The 17,503-nt window shown below is 41.7% G+C and carries 18 protein-coding genes and 1 tRNA gene; 8 read left to right on the top strand and 11 right to left on the bottom strand.

The window, feature by feature from the left end:
* The 8 genes from Q0323_RS10170 to Q0323_RS10135 form a co-directional block, all read left to right on the top strand.
* Window positions 1–784, top strand: a 784-nt coding sequence (locus Q0323_RS10170; protein WP_298054133.1) for a hypothetical protein, incomplete at its 5' end; no start/stop codon positions are given.
* Window positions 771–1,046 carry a hypothetical protein gene (locus Q0323_RS10165; protein ID WP_298054131.1) on the top strand — a complete coding sequence of 92 codons (276 nt, stop codon included), beginning with the start codon at window positions 771–773 and terminating at the stop codon, window positions 1,044–1,046. The genes Q0323_RS10170 and Q0323_RS10165, both read left to right, overlap by 14 nt.
* Before the next feature lie 144 nt (window positions 1,047–1,190).
* Window positions 1,191–2,024 carry a hypothetical protein gene (locus Q0323_RS10160; protein ID WP_298054129.1) on the top strand — a complete coding sequence of 278 codons (834 nt, stop codon included), beginning with the start codon at window positions 1,191–1,193 and terminating at the stop codon, window positions 2,022–2,024.
* 25 nt (window positions 2,025–2,049) lie between these two features.
* Complete coding sequence (locus Q0323_RS10155; protein WP_298054126.1) at window positions 2,050–2,199, top strand: hypothetical protein; 150 nt, start codon at window positions 2,050–2,052, stop codon at window positions 2,197–2,199.
* Between the two features lie 106 nt (window positions 2,200–2,305).
* On the top strand, window positions 2,306–3,010 hold the full coding sequence (locus tag Q0323_RS10150; protein ID WP_298054125.1) for a hypothetical protein: 705 nt from the start codon (window positions 2,306–2,308) through the stop codon (window positions 3,008–3,010).
* The gene (locus tag Q0323_RS10145) at window positions 3,007–4,614 is read left to right on the top strand and encodes a hypothetical protein (RefSeq protein ID WP_298054123.1); all 1,608 of its coding nucleotides are present in this window, start codon (window positions 3,007–3,009) and stop codon (window positions 4,612–4,614) included. The genes Q0323_RS10150 and Q0323_RS10145 overlap by 4 nt, the downstream gene beginning before the upstream one ends.
* Window positions 4,615–4,865: 251 nt before the next feature.
* Window positions 4,866–5,531 (top strand): hypothetical protein, encoded by a 666-nt coding sequence (locus tag Q0323_RS10140; protein WP_298054121.1) that lies wholly within the window; start codon window positions 4,866–4,868, stop codon window positions 5,529–5,531.
* 11 nt (window positions 5,532–5,542) lie between these two features.
* The gene (locus tag Q0323_RS10135; protein ID WP_298054119.1) at window positions 5,543–5,815 is read left to right on the top strand and encodes a hypothetical protein; all 273 of its coding nucleotides are present in this window, start codon (window positions 5,543–5,545) and stop codon (window positions 5,813–5,815) included.
* Between the two features lie 867 nt (window positions 5,816–6,682).
* On the opposite strand, the gene Q0323_RS10130 is transcribed toward Q0323_RS10135, so the two are convergent.
* From Q0323_RS10130 to pglE, 11 genes are all read right to left on the bottom strand, one after another.
* Window positions 6,683–6,892, bottom strand: coding sequence for a hypothetical protein (locus tag Q0323_RS10130; RefSeq protein WP_298054117.1), 210 nt, complete (start codon window positions 6,890–6,892; stop codon window positions 6,683–6,685).
* 250 nt (window positions 6,893–7,142) lie between these two features.
* Window positions 7,143–7,227, bottom strand: a tRNA-Leu gene (locus tag Q0323_RS10125).
* A 69-nt stretch (window positions 7,228–7,296) separates the two neighbouring features.
* On the bottom strand, window positions 7,297–7,635 hold the full coding sequence (atpE, locus tag Q0323_RS10120; RefSeq protein WP_297987338.1) for an ATP synthase F0 subunit C: 339 nt from the start codon (window positions 7,633–7,635) through the stop codon (window positions 7,297–7,299).
* Window positions 7,636–7,792: 157 nt separating this feature from the next.
* A complete protein-coding gene (locus Q0323_RS10115) occupies window positions 7,793–9,307 on the bottom strand; it encodes a 2-isopropylmalate synthase (protein ID WP_298054115.1) in 1,515 nt (504 codons plus the stop codon).
* A gap of 84 nt (window positions 9,308–9,391) precedes the next feature.
* Window positions 9,392–10,141 (bottom strand): CDP-diacylglycerol--serine O-phosphatidyltransferase, encoded by a 750-nt coding sequence (gene pssA, locus Q0323_RS10110; RefSeq protein WP_297905032.1) that lies wholly within the window; start codon window positions 10,139–10,141, stop codon window positions 9,392–9,394.
* Window positions 10,142–10,267: 126 nt separating this feature from the next.
* Window positions 10,268–12,217 carry an ATP-dependent zinc metalloprotease FtsH gene (gene ftsH, locus Q0323_RS10105; RefSeq protein ID WP_298054113.1) on the bottom strand — a complete coding sequence of 650 codons (1,950 nt, stop codon included), beginning with the start codon at window positions 12,215–12,217 and terminating at the stop codon, window positions 10,268–10,270.
* Complete coding sequence (locus tag Q0323_RS10100; protein ID WP_298054111.1) at window positions 12,214–13,098, bottom strand: 50S ribosomal protein L11 methyltransferase; 885 nt, start codon at window positions 13,096–13,098, stop codon at window positions 12,214–12,216. Before Q0323_RS10100 ends, ftsH begins: the two co-directional genes overlap by 4 nt.
* Window positions 13,099–13,176: 78 nt before the next feature.
* Entirely contained in the window at window positions 13,177–13,884 is a 708-nt protein-coding gene (hisA, locus tag Q0323_RS10095) for a 1-(5-phosphoribosyl)-5-[(5-phosphoribosylamino)methylideneamino]imidazole-4-carboxamide isomerase (protein ID WP_298054109.1), read from the bottom strand.
* Window positions 13,884–14,567 (bottom strand): imidazole glycerol phosphate synthase subunit HisH, encoded by a 684-nt coding sequence (hisH, locus tag Q0323_RS10090; RefSeq protein WP_298054107.1) that lies wholly within the window; start codon window positions 14,565–14,567, stop codon window positions 13,884–13,886. Before hisH ends, hisA begins: the two co-directional genes overlap by 1 nt.
* A complete protein-coding gene (locus Q0323_RS10085) occupies window positions 14,564–16,369 on the bottom strand; it encodes a nucleoside-diphosphate sugar epimerase/dehydratase (protein WP_298054105.1) in 1,806 nt (601 codons plus the stop codon). Before Q0323_RS10085 ends, hisH begins: the two co-directional genes overlap by 4 nt.
* Window positions 16,369–17,466: a UDP-N-acetylbacillosamine transaminase gene (gene pglE / locus Q0323_RS10080; RefSeq protein ID WP_298054104.1), complete on the bottom strand. Its 1,098-nt coding sequence runs from the start codon at window positions 17,464–17,466 to the stop codon at window positions 16,369–16,371. Before pglE ends, Q0323_RS10085 begins: the two co-directional genes overlap by 1 nt.
* Window positions 17,467–17,503: the final 37 nt, after the last annotated feature.

Here is a 17,503-nt window from a genome sequence, read left to right as displayed (position 1 = left end):
AGCAACCGAGCATGAAAAAATTAATTTTTATATAAAAGATTTTCTACAAAAAATTCACTATTTAGACAATTATCCAGCAAAAGATATAAAAAAGATGAAAAATATCCATAGAGATATAAATGACTTTGCTGAAACAAGATTTTATCTTTGCAATGGAGATAAATACCCTGATGACAAATGCGAATTTTTCAAGCTTGATAAAAGATTAAATTTAGAATATTTACTAAATTTAGGTTCTAAAATTTGTAATGCCGACACGCCTATGCAAAACGCACAAGAGATAATTGATAATGATGAAATTTTAAAAATAGAACCTTTTTATCCGTTCAATGAAAAATACATTATTGATGAAAATGGTAAATTTTTGGAAAATTTCGTTTATATTGGCGAAAATAAGCATATACTTTTTTCAGATTTTGTATTTATAAATAAAAAAGTCTTAAAATATCACGATACAAAAAACGACATAGTCATTGTATCAAATATTATGTTTTCTTGGCTTTTAGCAAATGCCATTGTCAATAAAGAAATATCAGAATTTTGCGTTACCCATAATCTACTGATAACTAACAAAAAAAGATTTTTTGAAAAAACATATGGGAGAGAATATTATTTTAAATATATTCCTACTAATAGACCTACACTCCAAAATATCGTTTTTAATGATTTTGCATATAATGGCGATTACTATTATAATACGATTTTAGAGCAATACCAAACTTTAAAAAACAACAATTTCAATAAAAATCTAAATTTACAAGGAGGCGGCAATGCCAAAAATTGACTTAAACGGTGACGACATAAAAACAATATCAAGAAAAAACGGTAAAACATACTTTGACCTGGATAATAACAAATTCGCAGAAAATACCTCTTGGATAGATAAAAATGACGGAATTTTAATCAATAAAACCTTAATCACAAATAGTATAACAAACGGAAGCGAACTATTTGAAAATCATACTTTACTAAGAGATGGAAGCTTAGCTAATAACGGCTTTGAAGCGTTAAAAGAATTTACAAATTTAAATTTACTTGTTGCGTAAGTTTAAATTTGTAAATTTAATAATTTTGTATCGTATTTAAACGATACGACTTGAATTTACAAAAATAGCTAATTTAAGATTAAAACAAAATCAAATTTAAGATTGATTTGTTGTATAATGCAGACTCGCGAAAAGGAAGTAAAATTGGAAAATTTCAAAAACGATATTTTTGATAAAAACAAAAACCAACGAGATTATGATAAAGAACCATTAATTTTACGGAATTATACTAGTTGGGCTTTATTTATCCATTTTTTATTAATTTTTGCATTTTGGGTGATTGTTTCAGCATTCGTTTTGAATAAATTTGATGAATTTGAAGATGGAAATTTAGAAATCGGAATAGCTATACAAACAGCCCTTTCTTTTGGTTTTATAACAACTCTTATTTTAATATTAGATTTTAAAAATATTTTATCAATAAAGCCACATTATATTCATTTTTACAATTCAAAAGTTGTGTTTTATAATCATAACAATAAAATTGATGAAACAATACATTTCCAAGTTATGGGAGATAGAATTGTGCTTCATAATCCATCTGACAATCCAATTGGTTACGATATTTCGCATGTAAAAAAAGAAGGCAAAATGGTTTTTTGTTCTTTTATGCGAATAATTACAACAACAGGTTTTGGTTGGGCATTTTTGAGTGCATTTACGATAATAAATTTTGTTTCTAGGTATAGTTTTGGACCATTCTTGTTGAGTGTACTTATTACAATATTTATATTATTTTTAGCCGAATTTTTAGAAATTTTAGTTTTCATGGGAATTTATAAAAAATCAAACAAAACTCTTAAAAATTTTTGGAAATATGCTAGAAAATTTCAAATAAACATAGAGTGGGCTTCGATTGAAAGGTGGAAAATTACTCCGACTATCTATATGTTTTATTTCAATCAAAAAGACCACGACGAGTTGAGGCAGTATATCTTAACTATATTTAACAGAGATATTGACAATAATTTAAAATAAAAATTTTCTAATAAGGAGACAAAAAATGAGTAATTCAAGCAGAATTAATAAGGCAACAAACGAGTTGAATAAAGCAGAAAAAAGACTGCTATATTCTTTGGATTTAACTGAGGGCAATTCAGATCAAACAGATCAAAATATCAAATTTGTAAATTTAAATTTACTTGTTACTTGAATTTAAAAGCAATAGCAAGTTTAAATTTGTAAATTCATAAAATTCAGTATCAAACGATACTGACCGAGATTGAATTTACTAGGAAATTTTATAAAAAGGATCAAATTTGGTAAACGATGTTTTTAATAAAAACAAAAATTTAAGGGATTATGATAAAGAGCCGATTATTATAAAAGATTACAAACCACAAGTAAATTTGATTGGTATATTTTTAATGATTTTAGCTTTTATTATTTTGTGTATCGCAAAACCAGAAAAAGTCAATGGTTTTACGATTTTATCTCTTATGGTAGCAATTCCTTACATTATGAAATTTTTGGGCAAAAATTATTTTATTCTGAAAAATGAAATGATAAGCCAAATTAAAAATGATAAATCTTTTGATTTTATGCAAGTAAAAAATATTAAAAATGTTAAATTTAGCGTTGATTTTAGAGATGGAAGCGAACAAATTTCACTAGTTGCCAAAATTTTACTTTTGATTATTATTTCTACATACATATACGCAATTTTTGCATTTAATGAGCCTATTATTTTGTTTTTTATTTTTGCACTTATCATTGTATTCTATACAATTCCAAAAATCATAACTCATACAATAAATGGTGGCAAAATCAATGATAGCGTTTATGATTGTCTTACCATTTACAGCAAAAATGGAAAAGTGATGAATATTATGATTTGCAACGACAAAGAATTTAAAGAATTTAAAAAATACTTTTTAGAAAATGTGAAATTAAATATTTCAAATGCTAAAACTAGCTTTGGAATTTTTGATAAAAATTTTTATAACACAAGGAGCGAACGATGAATTCAACAGGTAGCAGAGAAGCGAAAGCAAGAGTTGCTTTGGATAAAGCTGAAAAAATTATTATTGAAAAATTTACTAAATTCAATCTTTCTGAAAATAGTAAAGATAATTTAGAAAATATTCGTAAAATGTGGAATAGTGCAAGCAGTGGTTATAGTATTGCTGAAAATTTCACTGATATACCCGAAAAGATTTTAAAAAGCAAAGCTAGGGCTATTGTTTTGTTTGTAGAAATCGCAGCAGGAAATGTGTTAATTGATAGCACTATGGGTGAAAGCAAAATGAAACAAATGGTTGGGGCGTTAGGAGATGCAATTATTGCTGGTGCGGCATTATTGACACCGCAAGGTTGGATAATTACTGGTGTAAATTTGGCATTATCTCTTGTTGATTGGGATTTGGGAAGTATATTTAAGAAATTATATGGAGAAGATAACGATAATATAAATATTACCTCAAATGGCTTTATAGAAGTTAGGAATAATGATGGTTCTATTTATACAAGACCATTATCGACACAAGCTAGAAAAATTTTAAACATTAATGGTGAGCCAAGTGGTTCTATATTTGGCGACAGGAAAGGCGATGTATTGTTCGGCGGTAGCGCAGATGACTTGCTTCAAGGCAGAAATGGCGATGATTTGCTTCTTGGCGGAGCCGGCTATGATACATACTTTACCGACGGCAAAGACACTATAAGAGATGAGGATGGAAAAGGTCAGGTATATTTTTATGGTCGCAAACTAACAGACGGCACTCAAATAGAAAAAGGCTCAAACATATATAAAACAAAAGACAATATAAAATATGAACTAATTGATAATAAGCTTATAGTAAATGATAGCCTTATTATAGAAGACTTTAATCCATACCAAGAGTATCTTGACATAACCCTACACAAAGCAGATGAGATAGCTGTAAATGTATCAAATGCAAATGCGATAGAAAAAGCAGGAAAGATGAATTTTACAATCTCGCTTAGTAGAGAGTTAAAAAAAGGTGAATTCATAAAAGTAACCATACCTGCCATAAACGGCAATGAAGCAAAAACTTATATGTTTTTACATTATAATAGCAATGACTTTAAGGCAGGAGGCGGCGTAGAATATATCTTTGAAAGCAGTGCAAATTATGAATACACTTGGAGCGATGATCAAACAAAAGAAGACGATGAAACAGTAACCATAAAAGCTACAATCACAGATAAATCAGACGGACTAATAGCAAAAGACGGCAAAATAGGCACAGGCACTATAAAAGACGACGATGACCCCGAGAGTCCAAACGATACTTTTCCAGATACGACTCCGGCTTCAACCAAAACTTCACCGATTGTGATTGATTTAAACGGTGACGGCATAAAAACAATATCAAGAAAAAACAGTAAAACATACTTCGACCTAGACAACAACAAATTCGCAGAAAATACCTCTTGGATAGATAAAAATGACGGAATTCTCATTAACAAAACCTTAATCACAAATAGCATAACAAACGGAAGCGAACTATTTGGAAATCATACTTTACTAAATGATAACTCGCTAACACCAAATAGATTTGAAGCGTTAAAAGAATTTGCAAATTTAAATTTACTAATTGTATGAATTTGTAAAGTAAGTTTAAATTTGTAAATTTAATAAATTCAGTATCAAACGATACTGACGAGATTTGAATTTTGCATTAAAATGTCGTTGCGAAACGGAGAAGCCGTTTATTAAAGCGAATTTGCAAATTCAAAACGCCTCATTGCTGGATTGTTTCGACCACTTCGTGGTCTCGCAATGACAAGGTTGTGGGCATTGTGGGAATTTAAATAAATTCTTGCAATAAGAGAAATTTTTTAAAAAGGATTAAAATGAGAGATTATGATAAAGCTCCACTCATCATTAAAAATAACTTTATAATGATAATGTATGGTTTTACATTTTTGCTTGTATGTAACGCTATAATGATTTATATTGTATTTTTTACTGGTGTTGTCGATTGGAATAGTGGCGAGTTTTTTGAAATTTTAAAAAATGAAATGAGAAATCCAAGATTTAGCTTTATGGTTGTAGCATTTCCAATAGCCAATATTTGGGCTTTTATTGATTTCATTAGAAAATTTAGAAAATCCGAAAAAGTATATTTATATAATGATAAAGTTTATTGGGATAAACGAGATACAACAGTAGAAAAACAAAATATTGTTTTGGTTAGAAAAAGTATTTATCCTATGATTGGTAAGATACCAGATAACTCGGTTCAAAAAATTTTTGCACCATTTGGTTTTGTTATTGCGGGATTTTTTTTGATTTTATCAAATTTACTTGCTTGTTTAGCAAAATTAGTTGCTTTATTAATTAACAAAGATTATAAATTTATACTATTTTGCACCATAGTTTTTTATGACAATCAAAAAAATGCCGTAAATGTCTATTTAATGACAAAGCAAGATTATGAACAAGTAAATGAGTATTTATTGCAAAATTTTAATTTACAAATCGAAAATTTAGATAAAAACTACAAATTCTATAAATAGGAGAAAAAATCATGCCAGAAGATAACAATACTTCTAACAATTCAAGTCAAGGCGTTGCTTGGTATATCAAGCCCACTTCGGATACAATCGATTTCATAAAAGGAATTCCTGTAAATGTTTTAGCCGACCCTGATAATGTCAAGGTTTTTGATAACTATGTAAAAATCAAATCAGGTGGGCTAAATATGGTTATTCCTATCTTTGATGCGGCTGCTGGGAAAAAAGAGTGGGACGAAGCTATCGCAAGGGGGGGCTGGCGATGTGGCGCAAGACTTGGCTGTTAGTGCTTTGGCTTCTAGTGCGTATGTCGCTTTCTTTGGTTCAAATCCTGTCGGCTGGGGTGCAGTGGCTGTTGGCGCTATAGCATTAGGTATTACTTGGGCTAAGAGCCTTGACAAGCGTTGCCTCTCTTAAAACGTTTCCTTCCGTATTTACAAAAAATAAAGAAGACTTTGTTTTATGCTCTCTAGCCACTTACCTACCTTTTTTTTGGAAGACCCAAATATTCATCACTGTTACTTTTTACCTTATTTTCATTCCCAAAAAGAGCAAATAATATTCTCCGTCATCGCCTACCTTTAAATACTCGCGGATTAAATTCCTTACGTTTGGGCTTCTTAACCCGATAAGTGGTCCAAAGATTAAAGCGTTCTTGACGCCTATTTGGTAAGGGTAGCTCATGATATATTTTATCAACAACCACAAATCCACATTCGCGGAGATATATGAATAGCCCACAGATTTAGGTATCTTATATAGGTTCTTTAATTGCGTATCGTAAAATAAAAGATTATCGCTTATACCTCTATCTCGCGCGAACCTGAATAAAGAACAGATAAAATAAAACAGATCTTTTAAAAGTGCAAATTTTCCATTCTTGTAAATAGGGTCTAATATCTGCATTATCTCTTTTTTAGTAATCTTTCCGATATCCTTATCACTAACGCACTTTAACCTCGATTGAAATCTAAATCGTAATTTCCTTAACGTCTTCTCGGCAAAAGCGTTATATTCGCAGTAAATTTTAAAAACGCTCGCTAGCGTATTCTTTGGAGACGCCGCACCATTAGTATGGCTATTTGATATTAATTTCTTTAACAATATTCTAGACCCTTCGAATGTTATTTCGTCGGCATTACCTAGAGCTTTGATTAACTTGCACCTTGCGTATAGTGATAGTGTCTATGCATTTTAACCGTTCCGTCTCTGACCGGTGAGCTATAAAATTTAACGGCTATAAAATCATCCAATACTTCGACCATAGTGCGCTTGTATTGCGGCAAGATAAAATTCCTGACTACTTTATCAGGATCTGATTTAAAAATTGGATTATCCTTAATTTTGGTAAAAACTTCTGTCATCTTTCTTCCTTTATATAGTAATTTTAGGCAGATTATAGAATTTCCTCAAAGGATTAACAAGGCAGGAGCGTAGAAAAAGCTACTATACAATTTTTTAATATACAGTAGTTTTTCTTAAAATATATGTATCAATCGGCAGTTCTAAGTATTAAAAATTTTTTAAGAGTGATTTTAAAATTCCCAAAAATAGGGCTTAAAAAATTATCTAAAAATTCAAAAAGACTAAAAAATAGGGGAAAATTTTGATAGATGGTGCGACCGACGAGACTTGAACTCGTACACCTTGCGGCACTACCCCCTCAAGATAGCGTGTCTACCAATTCCACCACGGTCGCATAAATTTTAAAGCTTGATCTTAAGCCTTGAATTATATAAGTTTAAAGCCCGATTTCTCGGGCTTTTGATTATTTTGCAGCAGCCGCAAGACCTTCTGTTACGAAAGGGTTTGCAAAAAGTAAGACGAATGAAACAACCAACGCATAGATAACCTGCGCTTCGATCATCGCAAGCGAGATATACATCGTAGTCGATAGTTTGCTAGCTACGCTTGGGTTTCTAGCGATACCGTTAAGCGTCGCGCTAGCGGCATTTCCCATACCTAACGCGCCACCCAAAGCGGCTAGACCTAAAACAACTGCAACGGTAATTGCAGAAAAAGAAACGATCTGAGTGTAAGCACTTAGCTGCTCGCTAGCGAAAGCCGCGCCACAAAGCGCAAATAACAATACAAGAACTTTTTTCATAAAAGTCTCCATAAATAAATTTTAAAACGAGTTTCGGCTCAATACCCCCTACTCCAACGTTTTAAGTGTGAAATATTATTAAAATTTTGCTTTTGATTTGTTTAATCTGGCGGAATTTGCGCTAAATTTAACAAATCCCGCCGAGCGCGCCAACATCTTAGCGCTTAGCGTCGAGATATGTATTTAGCGCCGCAACGTAGGCCTTCGCAGACGCCAGCATCGTATCTACGTCAAGCCCTCTACCGATGATGGCTCCCTCGTCTTTAAATTCCACCTTGACGGTTACTTTTGCCAGCGCGTCTTTGCCCTGCGAGACCGCTTTTACTTGATACTCTTTCAAGCTACCGCTGATACCGCTGATACGATCTATCGCCTTAAATATCGCATCCACGCCGCCGTTTCCAAGCGCGCTATCGCTTAAAATTTCATCCTTATACCTTAGCGTAAGCGCGGTGCTAGCGTGTCCTTTGTTGCAGCTATTGGAGCTTAAAACCAACACTTCGTAGGTCTTTTCGGCCCCCACGAACTCGTCGTTTACGAGCTCTCTAATATCCTCGTCGAAAACATCCTTTTTGCTATCGGCGAGCGCTTTAAATTTATTAAACGCAATCTCAATCTGCTCGTTACTAAGCTCATAGCCCAAAGATACCAGCTTGTCTTTGAAGGCATGGCGGCCGCTGTGCTTGCCCAGCACGAGCGAGTTTTTATCAAGCCCAATATCCTCGGCGTGCATTATTTCGTAGGTTTCTTTGTGTTTTAACACGCCATCTTGGTGGATGCCACTTTCATGTGCGAAGGCGTTTTTGCCTACGATCGCTTTATTAGGCTGCGGTTCGATACCCGTGATACTCGCGACTAGGCGGCTGGATGGGTAAATTTCTTTCAAATTTATATCGGTATAAAGCGGCGCAAATTTATCTGTGCGCGTCTTGATCGCCATTACGATCTCCTCCAGCGCCGCGTTGCCCGCGCGCTCGCCGATACCGTTTATCGTGCACTCAACCTGTCTGGCTCCTGCTAAGATAGCGGCTAAGGAATTTACGGTAGCCATGCCGAGATCGTTGTGGTTGTGTACGGAAACTACGGCGCGCTCGCCGATAAATTTGACGATTTCACCTATTCGGGCGGTGATCTCGTCAGGATAGAGATAACCCACCGTATCGGGGATATTTATGGTGGAGGCTCCGGCGTTTATCGCGGCGTCGCAGATCTCTTTTAAAAAACCCATATCGCTTCTGCACGCATCCTCGCAGCTAAACTCCACGTCGTCGCATAGACTTTTTGCGTATTGCACGGCCTCTACGGCGCGCTTTATGACCTCTTGCGGTTGCATTTTGAGTTTAAACTCCATATGGATAGGGCTTGTAGCGATGAAGGTGTGGATACGCCCGAGCTTCGCGCCCTTTACCGCTTCGCCCGCAGCTTTGATGTCTTTTTCTAAAGCGCGCGCAAGAGAGCATACGCGAGCTTTGCTAACGGCGCCCGCGATCTTTTCTATCGCGTCAAAGTCCCCGGGGCTCGCCGCCGCAAAACCGGCCTCGATAACATCTACGCCCAGCTTTTCAAGCTGTAACGCAAGATGTATCTTCTCGTCCGTATTCATCGACGCTCCGGGGCTTTGCTCGCCGTCGCGAAGCGTCGTATCGAAGATTATGATTTTATTTTTGTCCATTACAAATCCTTTCAAAGCGTTAAAATTTGGCGAAATTATAGCCGTGCAAGCTTAAAACAATCGCGGCGATAAATATGTTTGAGATTATTTCGCCGTTTCCTCGGGTTTGTCTTTTTTATGAAATTTAGCCGCACTTAAATTTAAAGCTCCGCGAACCAAACCGTAAACGATATAAACCAAAGTGAGCACTGCCGGAAATTCCAGCCTGAAAAGATATAAAAGCGAGAAAAATACGACGATTAGAAGCACTAAAATTTTAATCGCGTTGGGGCGCTTCAGGCTGATCTTTTTAAAGCTCGGAAAGCGGATGTTGCTTACCATCAAAAACGATAGCGCCGCCATTGCGATGATCAAAAATACCCCAAACCCTTTGGAGAGTTCATATTTTAGATAAATTCCGATCCAAAACGCCATCGTAATCGCTGCTGTCGGAATCGGTAGCCCGATAAAAACGCTAGGCTCGTAGGTGCCCGTAGTGACGTTGAATCGTGCCAGCCTGATCGCGCCGAAAACCACGTAAAGTGCTGCTACGAGAGAGCCGACCTTGCCGTAATCATGCCCGACCGCGCAGTAAAATAGCAACGCCGGCGCTACGCCGAAAGCCACGATATCCGCAAGGCTGTCAAATTCCACGCCGAATTTCGACGTCGCATGCGTTAGCCTCGCCACGCGGCCGTCGAGCCCGTCGCAGATCAAGGATAAAATGATATAAAAGATCGCGGCGCTGAAGTTGCCTTTGATCGTAGAAATTATGCTGATGACCGCTAAAAATGCACTTGCCGCCGTGAAAAAATTCGGCAATATGTAGATCAATTTTCCCTTTTCCTCTTCCATCTCTTACTCTTTAAATTTTATTTTTGCACCGCTTTTCATTCGGTGCCGCGGATCGCGCGTAAAGCATTTTAGCGCGACCTTCTTAAAATTTAGCGCTAAGTTCTTGCCCTGCGCGAAGCTTTAAATTTAAGCTTCGCTCTTTGCGCTTTCGATATCGTCGTTAGCGCCTAAATTTCGCACCAGCCGGGTAGGCATGCTGTTATCTTTTTCAAATTTTGAGATGATCTCTACGATCTGCTCGCCCGAGACAGTCTCCTTCTCATACAGCGCCTTTACCATCTCCTCGATCGCCGGAGCATAGGTCCTTAGCGTCTCTTTCACCGCCGCATAGCGCTCATCCAGCGTCTTGCGGACATATTCGTCGATCTTAACCGCCGTTACCTCACTGTAATCCTTGATGCTCTGTCCGCCGTTTAGGAAGGAGTACTGCTGCTTTTCTAGCACCGCAAGCCCGAGAGCTTCAGTCATTCCGACCTGAGTGGCCATAAATTTAAGCATATCGGTAGCGCGCTGCAAATCGTTGCCCGCTCCGTCGGTGATCTCGCCTAAAAACACGTCCTCCGCCGCACGTCCCGCCAAAAACGTATCGATCTCGGCAAAAATTTCATGGCGCTGATGCAGATATCTATTTTCAAACGGAGAATTTAGCGTATAGCCCGCGGCACTCAATCCGCGCGGCACGATAGTCACCTTCGATACGGGCATCGCGCCTTTGGTAAGCTCCGCAATTAGCGCATGACCGCTTTCGTGGTAGGCGACGATTCGCTTTTCGATCGGGCTTACGCGGCGCGATTTTTTAGCCAGTCCGATACCGACGCGTTCGATCGCTTCGAGCAGGTCTTTTTGCTCGACCTCCGCCTTTGCCTCGCGACCCGCTAAAAGCGCGGCTTCGTTGATAATATTTGCAAGATCGGCTCCCGCAAAGCCCACGGTAAGGCGCGCGATCTCTTCGATATCGATATCGCGAGCAAATTTAACGTCGCGCATATGCACCTTCAAAATCGCCATTCTGCCGTCAAAATCAGGTCTATCGACCAAAACCTGCCTATCGAATCTACCCGGACGCAGAAGCGCCGCATCCAGCGTCTCCGGGCGATTGGTAGCCGCAAGGACGATCACCGGGCTTGATTCCGAGCCGAAGCCGTCCATCTCAGCAAGCAGCTGATTTAGCGTCTGTTCGCGCTCGTCGTTACCCCCGCCGATACCGCCTGCGGTTCTGCTTTTGCCGATCGCGTCGATCTCGTCGATAAAAACGATCGCCGGAGCCTGTTTTTTAGCGTTATCAAATAGATCGCGCACTCTGCTGGCGCCCACGCCTACGAACATCTCGATGAAACTCGAGCCCGATACCGAAAAAAACGGCACATCCGCTTCGCCCGCGACCGCTTTGGCTAGCAGCGTCTTGCCCGTGCCGGGAGGCCCCACCAAAAGAACGCCTTTTGGAATTTTAGCCCCGAGGCTGATGTATCGCTCGGGGTTTTTTAAGAAATCTACGATCTCCTTAACCTCCTCTTTCGCCTCTTCGACGCCCGCTACATCGCTAAATTTAACCTTCGGCTTTTCGGCGCTTACCAGGTTTTTAGAGCTTCCGATGCCGAGCACGCCGCCGCCCATATTGCGCTGCATGCGGTTGGCTAAAAACATCCAAATTCCAAAGAAAATCACGAGCGGCAAGACCCAGCTAAAGAGCAGATCGGTCAAAAAGTTGCTCTCGTTATACGCGCCGTATGGAATTTTGCGCGATTCTAAAATTTGAACTAGCTCAGGGTCATCCACGCGCTTGGCGGTGTAGATTACGTTGCCGACTTGCGCTTTAATCGTGGAGCTTCCGATGGAAACCATGCTTACTTGAGAGTTTTTGATCTGCGATTTTAGCTCGGAGTAAGTTACGTTTCTACTCTCGCCCGAGACGGAGCCCAGCACTCCACCACTATCAAATCCGCCACTTGGAGATATCGCTTTAAACACGACTATCAAAATAAGCGCGAAAATTATAAAAACGCCGATCGGATTTTTATTGAAAAAATTGTTTCCGCCGCCGTTTTGAGGGGGTTGATTATTTGGGTTGTTATTCATATTTTCCTTTCATAAACGAAGCTAAGCCATTCGTTTTGCTTTTTTATCTGCACGAAATTTAAATCCGAAAAGGCTTGCTCAATCCTATCTTTATATTTTTCTAAAATTCCCGACAGCACGAGCTTGCCGCCCGGTTTTAGCGCTTTTTTTAGATCCGCGCTTAGGATCAAAATCACGTCGGCGATTATGTTTGCGACGACGAGATCAAACTGCGGCTGCGCGGCTATGCTTGAGCCTCGCTCGCTTAAACTAGACGCTCGCTCGCCCAAGCTTGAAACGCTGCCGAGCCAAATTTTATCGATCTGTACGCCGTTTTTTTCGGCGTTTTGCTGCGTAGCGGCCACCGCCTGCTCGTCGGTATCGCAAGCGCTTACCTTTGCGCCCAGTTTTTTCATCGCGATACTTAAAATTCCGCTGCCGCAGCCCACGTCAAGCGCACTCATGCCCGCGCAAGTAAGCTCGCTAAGTAGCGCCAGGCACATATTGGTGCTTTCGTGATGACCTGAACCGAACGCCAACGCAGGATCGATCAGCAGATCGATTAGCGCGGGATCTTGCGATCTTTCGCACCAGCTCGGACGGACGTAAAATTTACCGACCGCCACAGGCGCGACCCCTTTTTTGTATTCGTCGAGCCAGTCTTTGTTTTGCTTTTTTGAAATTTCGATCTGCAGATCGGCGTCTAAATTAAGAGATCGCGAGAGCCCCTTTTTAAACTCCTCAAACGCAAATTTTAAATTTTGCGGATCCTCTTCGTCGCGGATTATGAAACGCTCGCCGCGTTCTTCGACGCAGGTAACGCCGAGCTCGAACGCGAAGCTCTTGAAAAGCTCGCTCGCATTCGCGCTTTTTACGATCATCTCATAAAAAAAATCTTTCATCGCCTCACATCGCCTTTAAATTTTAAAATTTGCATATTACTAAAATTTAGTTCAAACTTTGCTTACGCTCGGGCGTTTTTATAGAGCCTCAAACGCCTTTTTAAGATCGAGCGTGCCCTCGTAATACGCCTTGCCGACGATGACGCCTGCTATGAGCCCTGCGTTTTTAAGCGCGATTATGTCGTTTATATCTTTCACGCCGCCGCTTGCGATAGTATCGATGCCACAAACTTTCGCGATAGAGCGGCTAAATTCTACGTTTACGCCGCTTAGCATCCCGTCGCGCGATATGTCGGTGCAGATGATCGCACAAACGCCCGCATCCGCATAGTCTCGCGCCAGATCGGTCGCTTTTACGCGGCTTAGCTCAGCCCAGCCCTCGGTCGCTACGAGCCCGTCTTTTGCGTCTATGCCCACGACGATGCGGTAAAGCTTCGCCATTCTCTTTACGAAATCCGAGTTTTTAAGCGCCGCCGAGCCCAAGATAAATCTATCGACGCCTAAGTTCAAATACTCCTTTATGCGTGCTTCGTCGCGGATGCCGCCGCCCACTTCTACGCGCAGACTCGTACTTTTTACGATCCGCTCGATCGCTTTGAAATTTACCGCCTCGCCCGCAAACGCGCCGTCGAGATCAACCAGATGCAGCCACTTAGCGCCGAGATCTTCAAATTTTTTAGCTAGATCACAGGGGTCTTTGGAATAAATTTTTGCGCTTTGCATCTCGCCCTTGCTAAGGCGTACGGCGCATCCTTGTTTCAGATCGATCGCAGGGAAAATTTCCATCACAGCTCCGTAAAATTTTTAATGATTTTTATGCCCGCATCGTGGCTTTTTTCGGGATGCGGCTGAAAGGCAAATACGTTTTCGCGCCAGATCGCGCTTGCAAACTCATAGCCGTAAAACGTGGTCGCAAGCGTGATCTCGCGCGCGCAAAGGACGTGGTAGGAGTGCACGAAATACAGATACTCAAACTCTCCCAAGCCCCCGTTTATCGGCGAGCGCTTGATAAAATGCGCGCTGTTCCAGCCGACGTGCGGGATCTTTAGGCTTTCGGCGCGAGCGGAATTTTGTCCGCAACGCTCGCCAGGATCTGCCCTATCTGGGTTAAATTCCGCCCCCCGAATATTAAATTTCGTTTTGTCAAATTTTACGACGCGACCGGGCAAAATTCCAAGCCCGCTGCGCGCGCCGAATTCCTCGCTTTGCTCGAACAGAAGCTGCATCCCTAGACAGATGCCTAAAAAATATCTGCCGCTTGCGACAAACTCTTTAATCGCGTCGTCCATACCGCTTGCGCGAAGCCTGTCCATCGCTTCGCCGAATGCGCCCACGCCCGGAAGCAGGGCTTTATCGCAGTTCAAAAGCTCCTCGGGGCTGCGCGCGAGGCAAAATTTAGCGCCGCAGAAGCTAAGCGCGTTCATCACGCTTTGGATATTGCCCGCGCCGTAATCCACGATACCGATCAAGCCGTACCCTTCATATCATTCAATCGGTGCGAAAACTCGGGCACGATACGCTTTAGCTTATCCGCGACCTGCGCGTCCTCGCACTCCGAAAGCTCCTCGATCTGCGAGCTTAGCTCCTCTAGGTCGTATTTTGCGGAGTGGGTTACGAAGATGGATTGGTACTTCGTGCTCTTGTCGTTTTCGTCGATCAAAAGCTCCTCGTAAAGCTTCTCGCCGGGACGCAGACCGACAAATTTAATGCCAAGCTCCTCCTTGCCGGCAAGCTGCAACATTCGCTTGGCAAGATCGGCGATCTTTACGGGCTCGCCCATATCCAGCACGAAAAGCTCGCCGCCCTGCGCGATGGAGGCCGCTTGAAGCACCAGCTGACACGCCTCGCTAACGAGCATAAAATATCTCGTAATCTCAGGGTGCGTAACGGTAAGCGGCTCGTTCGCTTCGATCTGGCGTTTAAATTTAGGAATGACACTACCGCTTGAGCCGAGCACGTTTCCGAAGCGCACCGCGACGATCTGCGTTTCGCTTGCCGCGTCGTTGGAATTTAGCGCGTAAAGCTCGCAGATACGCTTCGTCGTGCCCATAATGTTCGTCGGTCGAACCGCCTTATCGGTCGAGATCAAAACGACCTTTTTCGCGCCGTATTTTTTGGACAGATCGATTACGTTTTTTGTGCCGATGACATTATTTTTGACCGCTAGATGCGGGTTAAACTCGCATAGCGGCACGTGCTTATACGCCGCTGCGTGCACGACTACCTCGGGATGAAATTCTGCAAAAACCTCCTCTAGCTCGCGACGATAGACGATATTTATCATCTTTAGCTCATTGCGCATATCCGCGCCCGTCGCTTCGTTGATCGAATAGAGGTTAAACTCGCTGTGTTCGACCATGATAAGACGCTTTGCGCCAAATTTCAAGCACTGCTTGCAAATCTCGCTTCCTATCGTGCCGCCCGCGCCCGTTACCAGCACGATCTTGTCTTTGATAAAATTTTCAATCGCCTTGGTGTCGAGATCCTTGGGCTTGCGCGCGAGCAGATCCTCGATCGATACATCGCGGATCTTTTTGCTCTCATCCTCCAAAAGTGAAAAGAGCTTGATATCCTTTAGCCCGTATGCAAAAAGCTCGTCGTAGAGCTGCTTTAGCTCGTCCGGATACAGCGCCAGCGCGATGATCGCGGTTTTGGCGCCGCTGTCTTTGATCATCTGCGGAATTTCGCTCTTAGCCCTGACGACGTAATTTTCGCAATAGGTTCCCACAAGCTCAGGCCGCCCGTCCACGACGCCCACCGGATAGTAGTTGATATATTTTTGCCGCATCCCTTTTAGGACGTGAAAGGTCTTGCTCGTAGCGCCCACGACGATGCAGGGTTCGTTATTCGTGATATTTTTCTTCTCACTTAGAAACATCCGCTTTGAAATTCTAATCCCACCAATTAAAATAAACGAGATCGCCGCATCGATGATGATGACCGAGCGCGGGAATGGGTTAAAAATTTTACTCGCTAGAAAAAACAGGATTAAAAAGGTAAGCGCTGCCATCACGTGCGCGTAGAAAAGCTTTCTCGCTTCGTATAGCCCGAAAAATCTCCACGGAACTAAATAGATCCGCAAAAACCAAAAATAGAAAATTTTAATCGCAGTAAGGCTCGAGGCGCTAAGCAGCGCGCCTTTATAGAATTCGTTCGGTATATCTCCGCTAAATCGCAGCAAAAACGCAATGTAAACGGAGAGGATCGAGATAAAAATATCTCCTAGCAAAAAAAACGCGAAGCGGCTAAATTTAGTGGGTTTTAACAACATCAGATGTTTTCTTTTACGATTTTTACGACGCGCTCGATCGTCTCGTCGCTCATATTGGTGCCGCTAGGAAGGCAAATTCCGCGACTAAACATATCCTCGCTCGTGCCGTCCGTGACGCTAAGCGTGCCTGCAAAGATGCTTTGCAGATGCATCGGCTTCCAAAGCGGGCGAGATTCGATGTCGGCTTTATTTAGAGCGTCGATAACCTTTAGATGGGCATCCTTTTTCTTAAATAGAAGCGTCGTAAGCCATCTGTTACCCTTACCGCCTTCAACTTCGGGCATAAGCTCCACGTCTGCGCCCCTAAACAGATCCTCATAAATTTTAAAAATTTCGCGCTTTCTTTTAACTCGCTGCGGCAAGACCTCCATCTGACCTACGCCGATAGCGCCCAAGACATTGCTTAAGCGGTAGTTGTAGCCGTAGTCTTTATGCTCGTAGTGAAGCAGCGGCTCGCGCGCCTGGGTGCTGTAAAATCTAGCCTTGGCGATTAGCTCCTCGTCGTTTGAGATCAGCATTCCGCCGCCAGAGGTAGTGATGATTTTATTGCCGTTGAAGCTTAGCGCGCCGCATTTTCCGATGCCGCCCAGCGCTTTGCCTTTATAAAATCCGCCCAGCGCCTCTGCGGCATCCTCAATAACATCAATACCTTCGTTTGCGCAAATTTCGCATATCTCATCCATCTTCGCAGCCTGTCCGTAAAGATGCGTAACGACGAGCACCTTTGGTTTTTTCGGCGATTTTTTGATTGCTTCTTTAAGCAGCTTCGGGCTTAAATTCCAACTCTCGTCGCTGTCTATCAGCACCGGCACGCAGCGCTCGTAAAATATCGGATTTAGCGACGCCATGAAGGTAAACGTGGATCCTAACACCACGTCGCCGTCCTTTACGCCGCTGCAGCGAAGCGCTAGATGAAGCGCCGCCGTGCCTGCGTTTAGCGCTAGCGCAGCGCGCGTGCCAGTATAGGACTTCACTGCGTCTTCAAAGCGATTAACGTATTCGCCCAAAGGCGCGATATAGTTGCTTTCAAATACCTTTTTTATATACTCAAGCTCATCGCCGCCCATATTCGGCGGGCTTAAAAATACTCTTGCCATCTTCATCCTTCCTTGATTTAAAATTTAACCTCGCGCG

It is taken from the genome of uncultured Campylobacter sp., assembly GCF_938030145.1.
Classification (GTDB): Bacteria; Campylobacterota; Campylobacteria; order Campylobacterales; family Campylobacteraceae; genus Campylobacter_B.
Note: the sequence above shows the minus strand (reverse complement) of the source record. Positions and strands in the feature narration are given on the sequence as shown.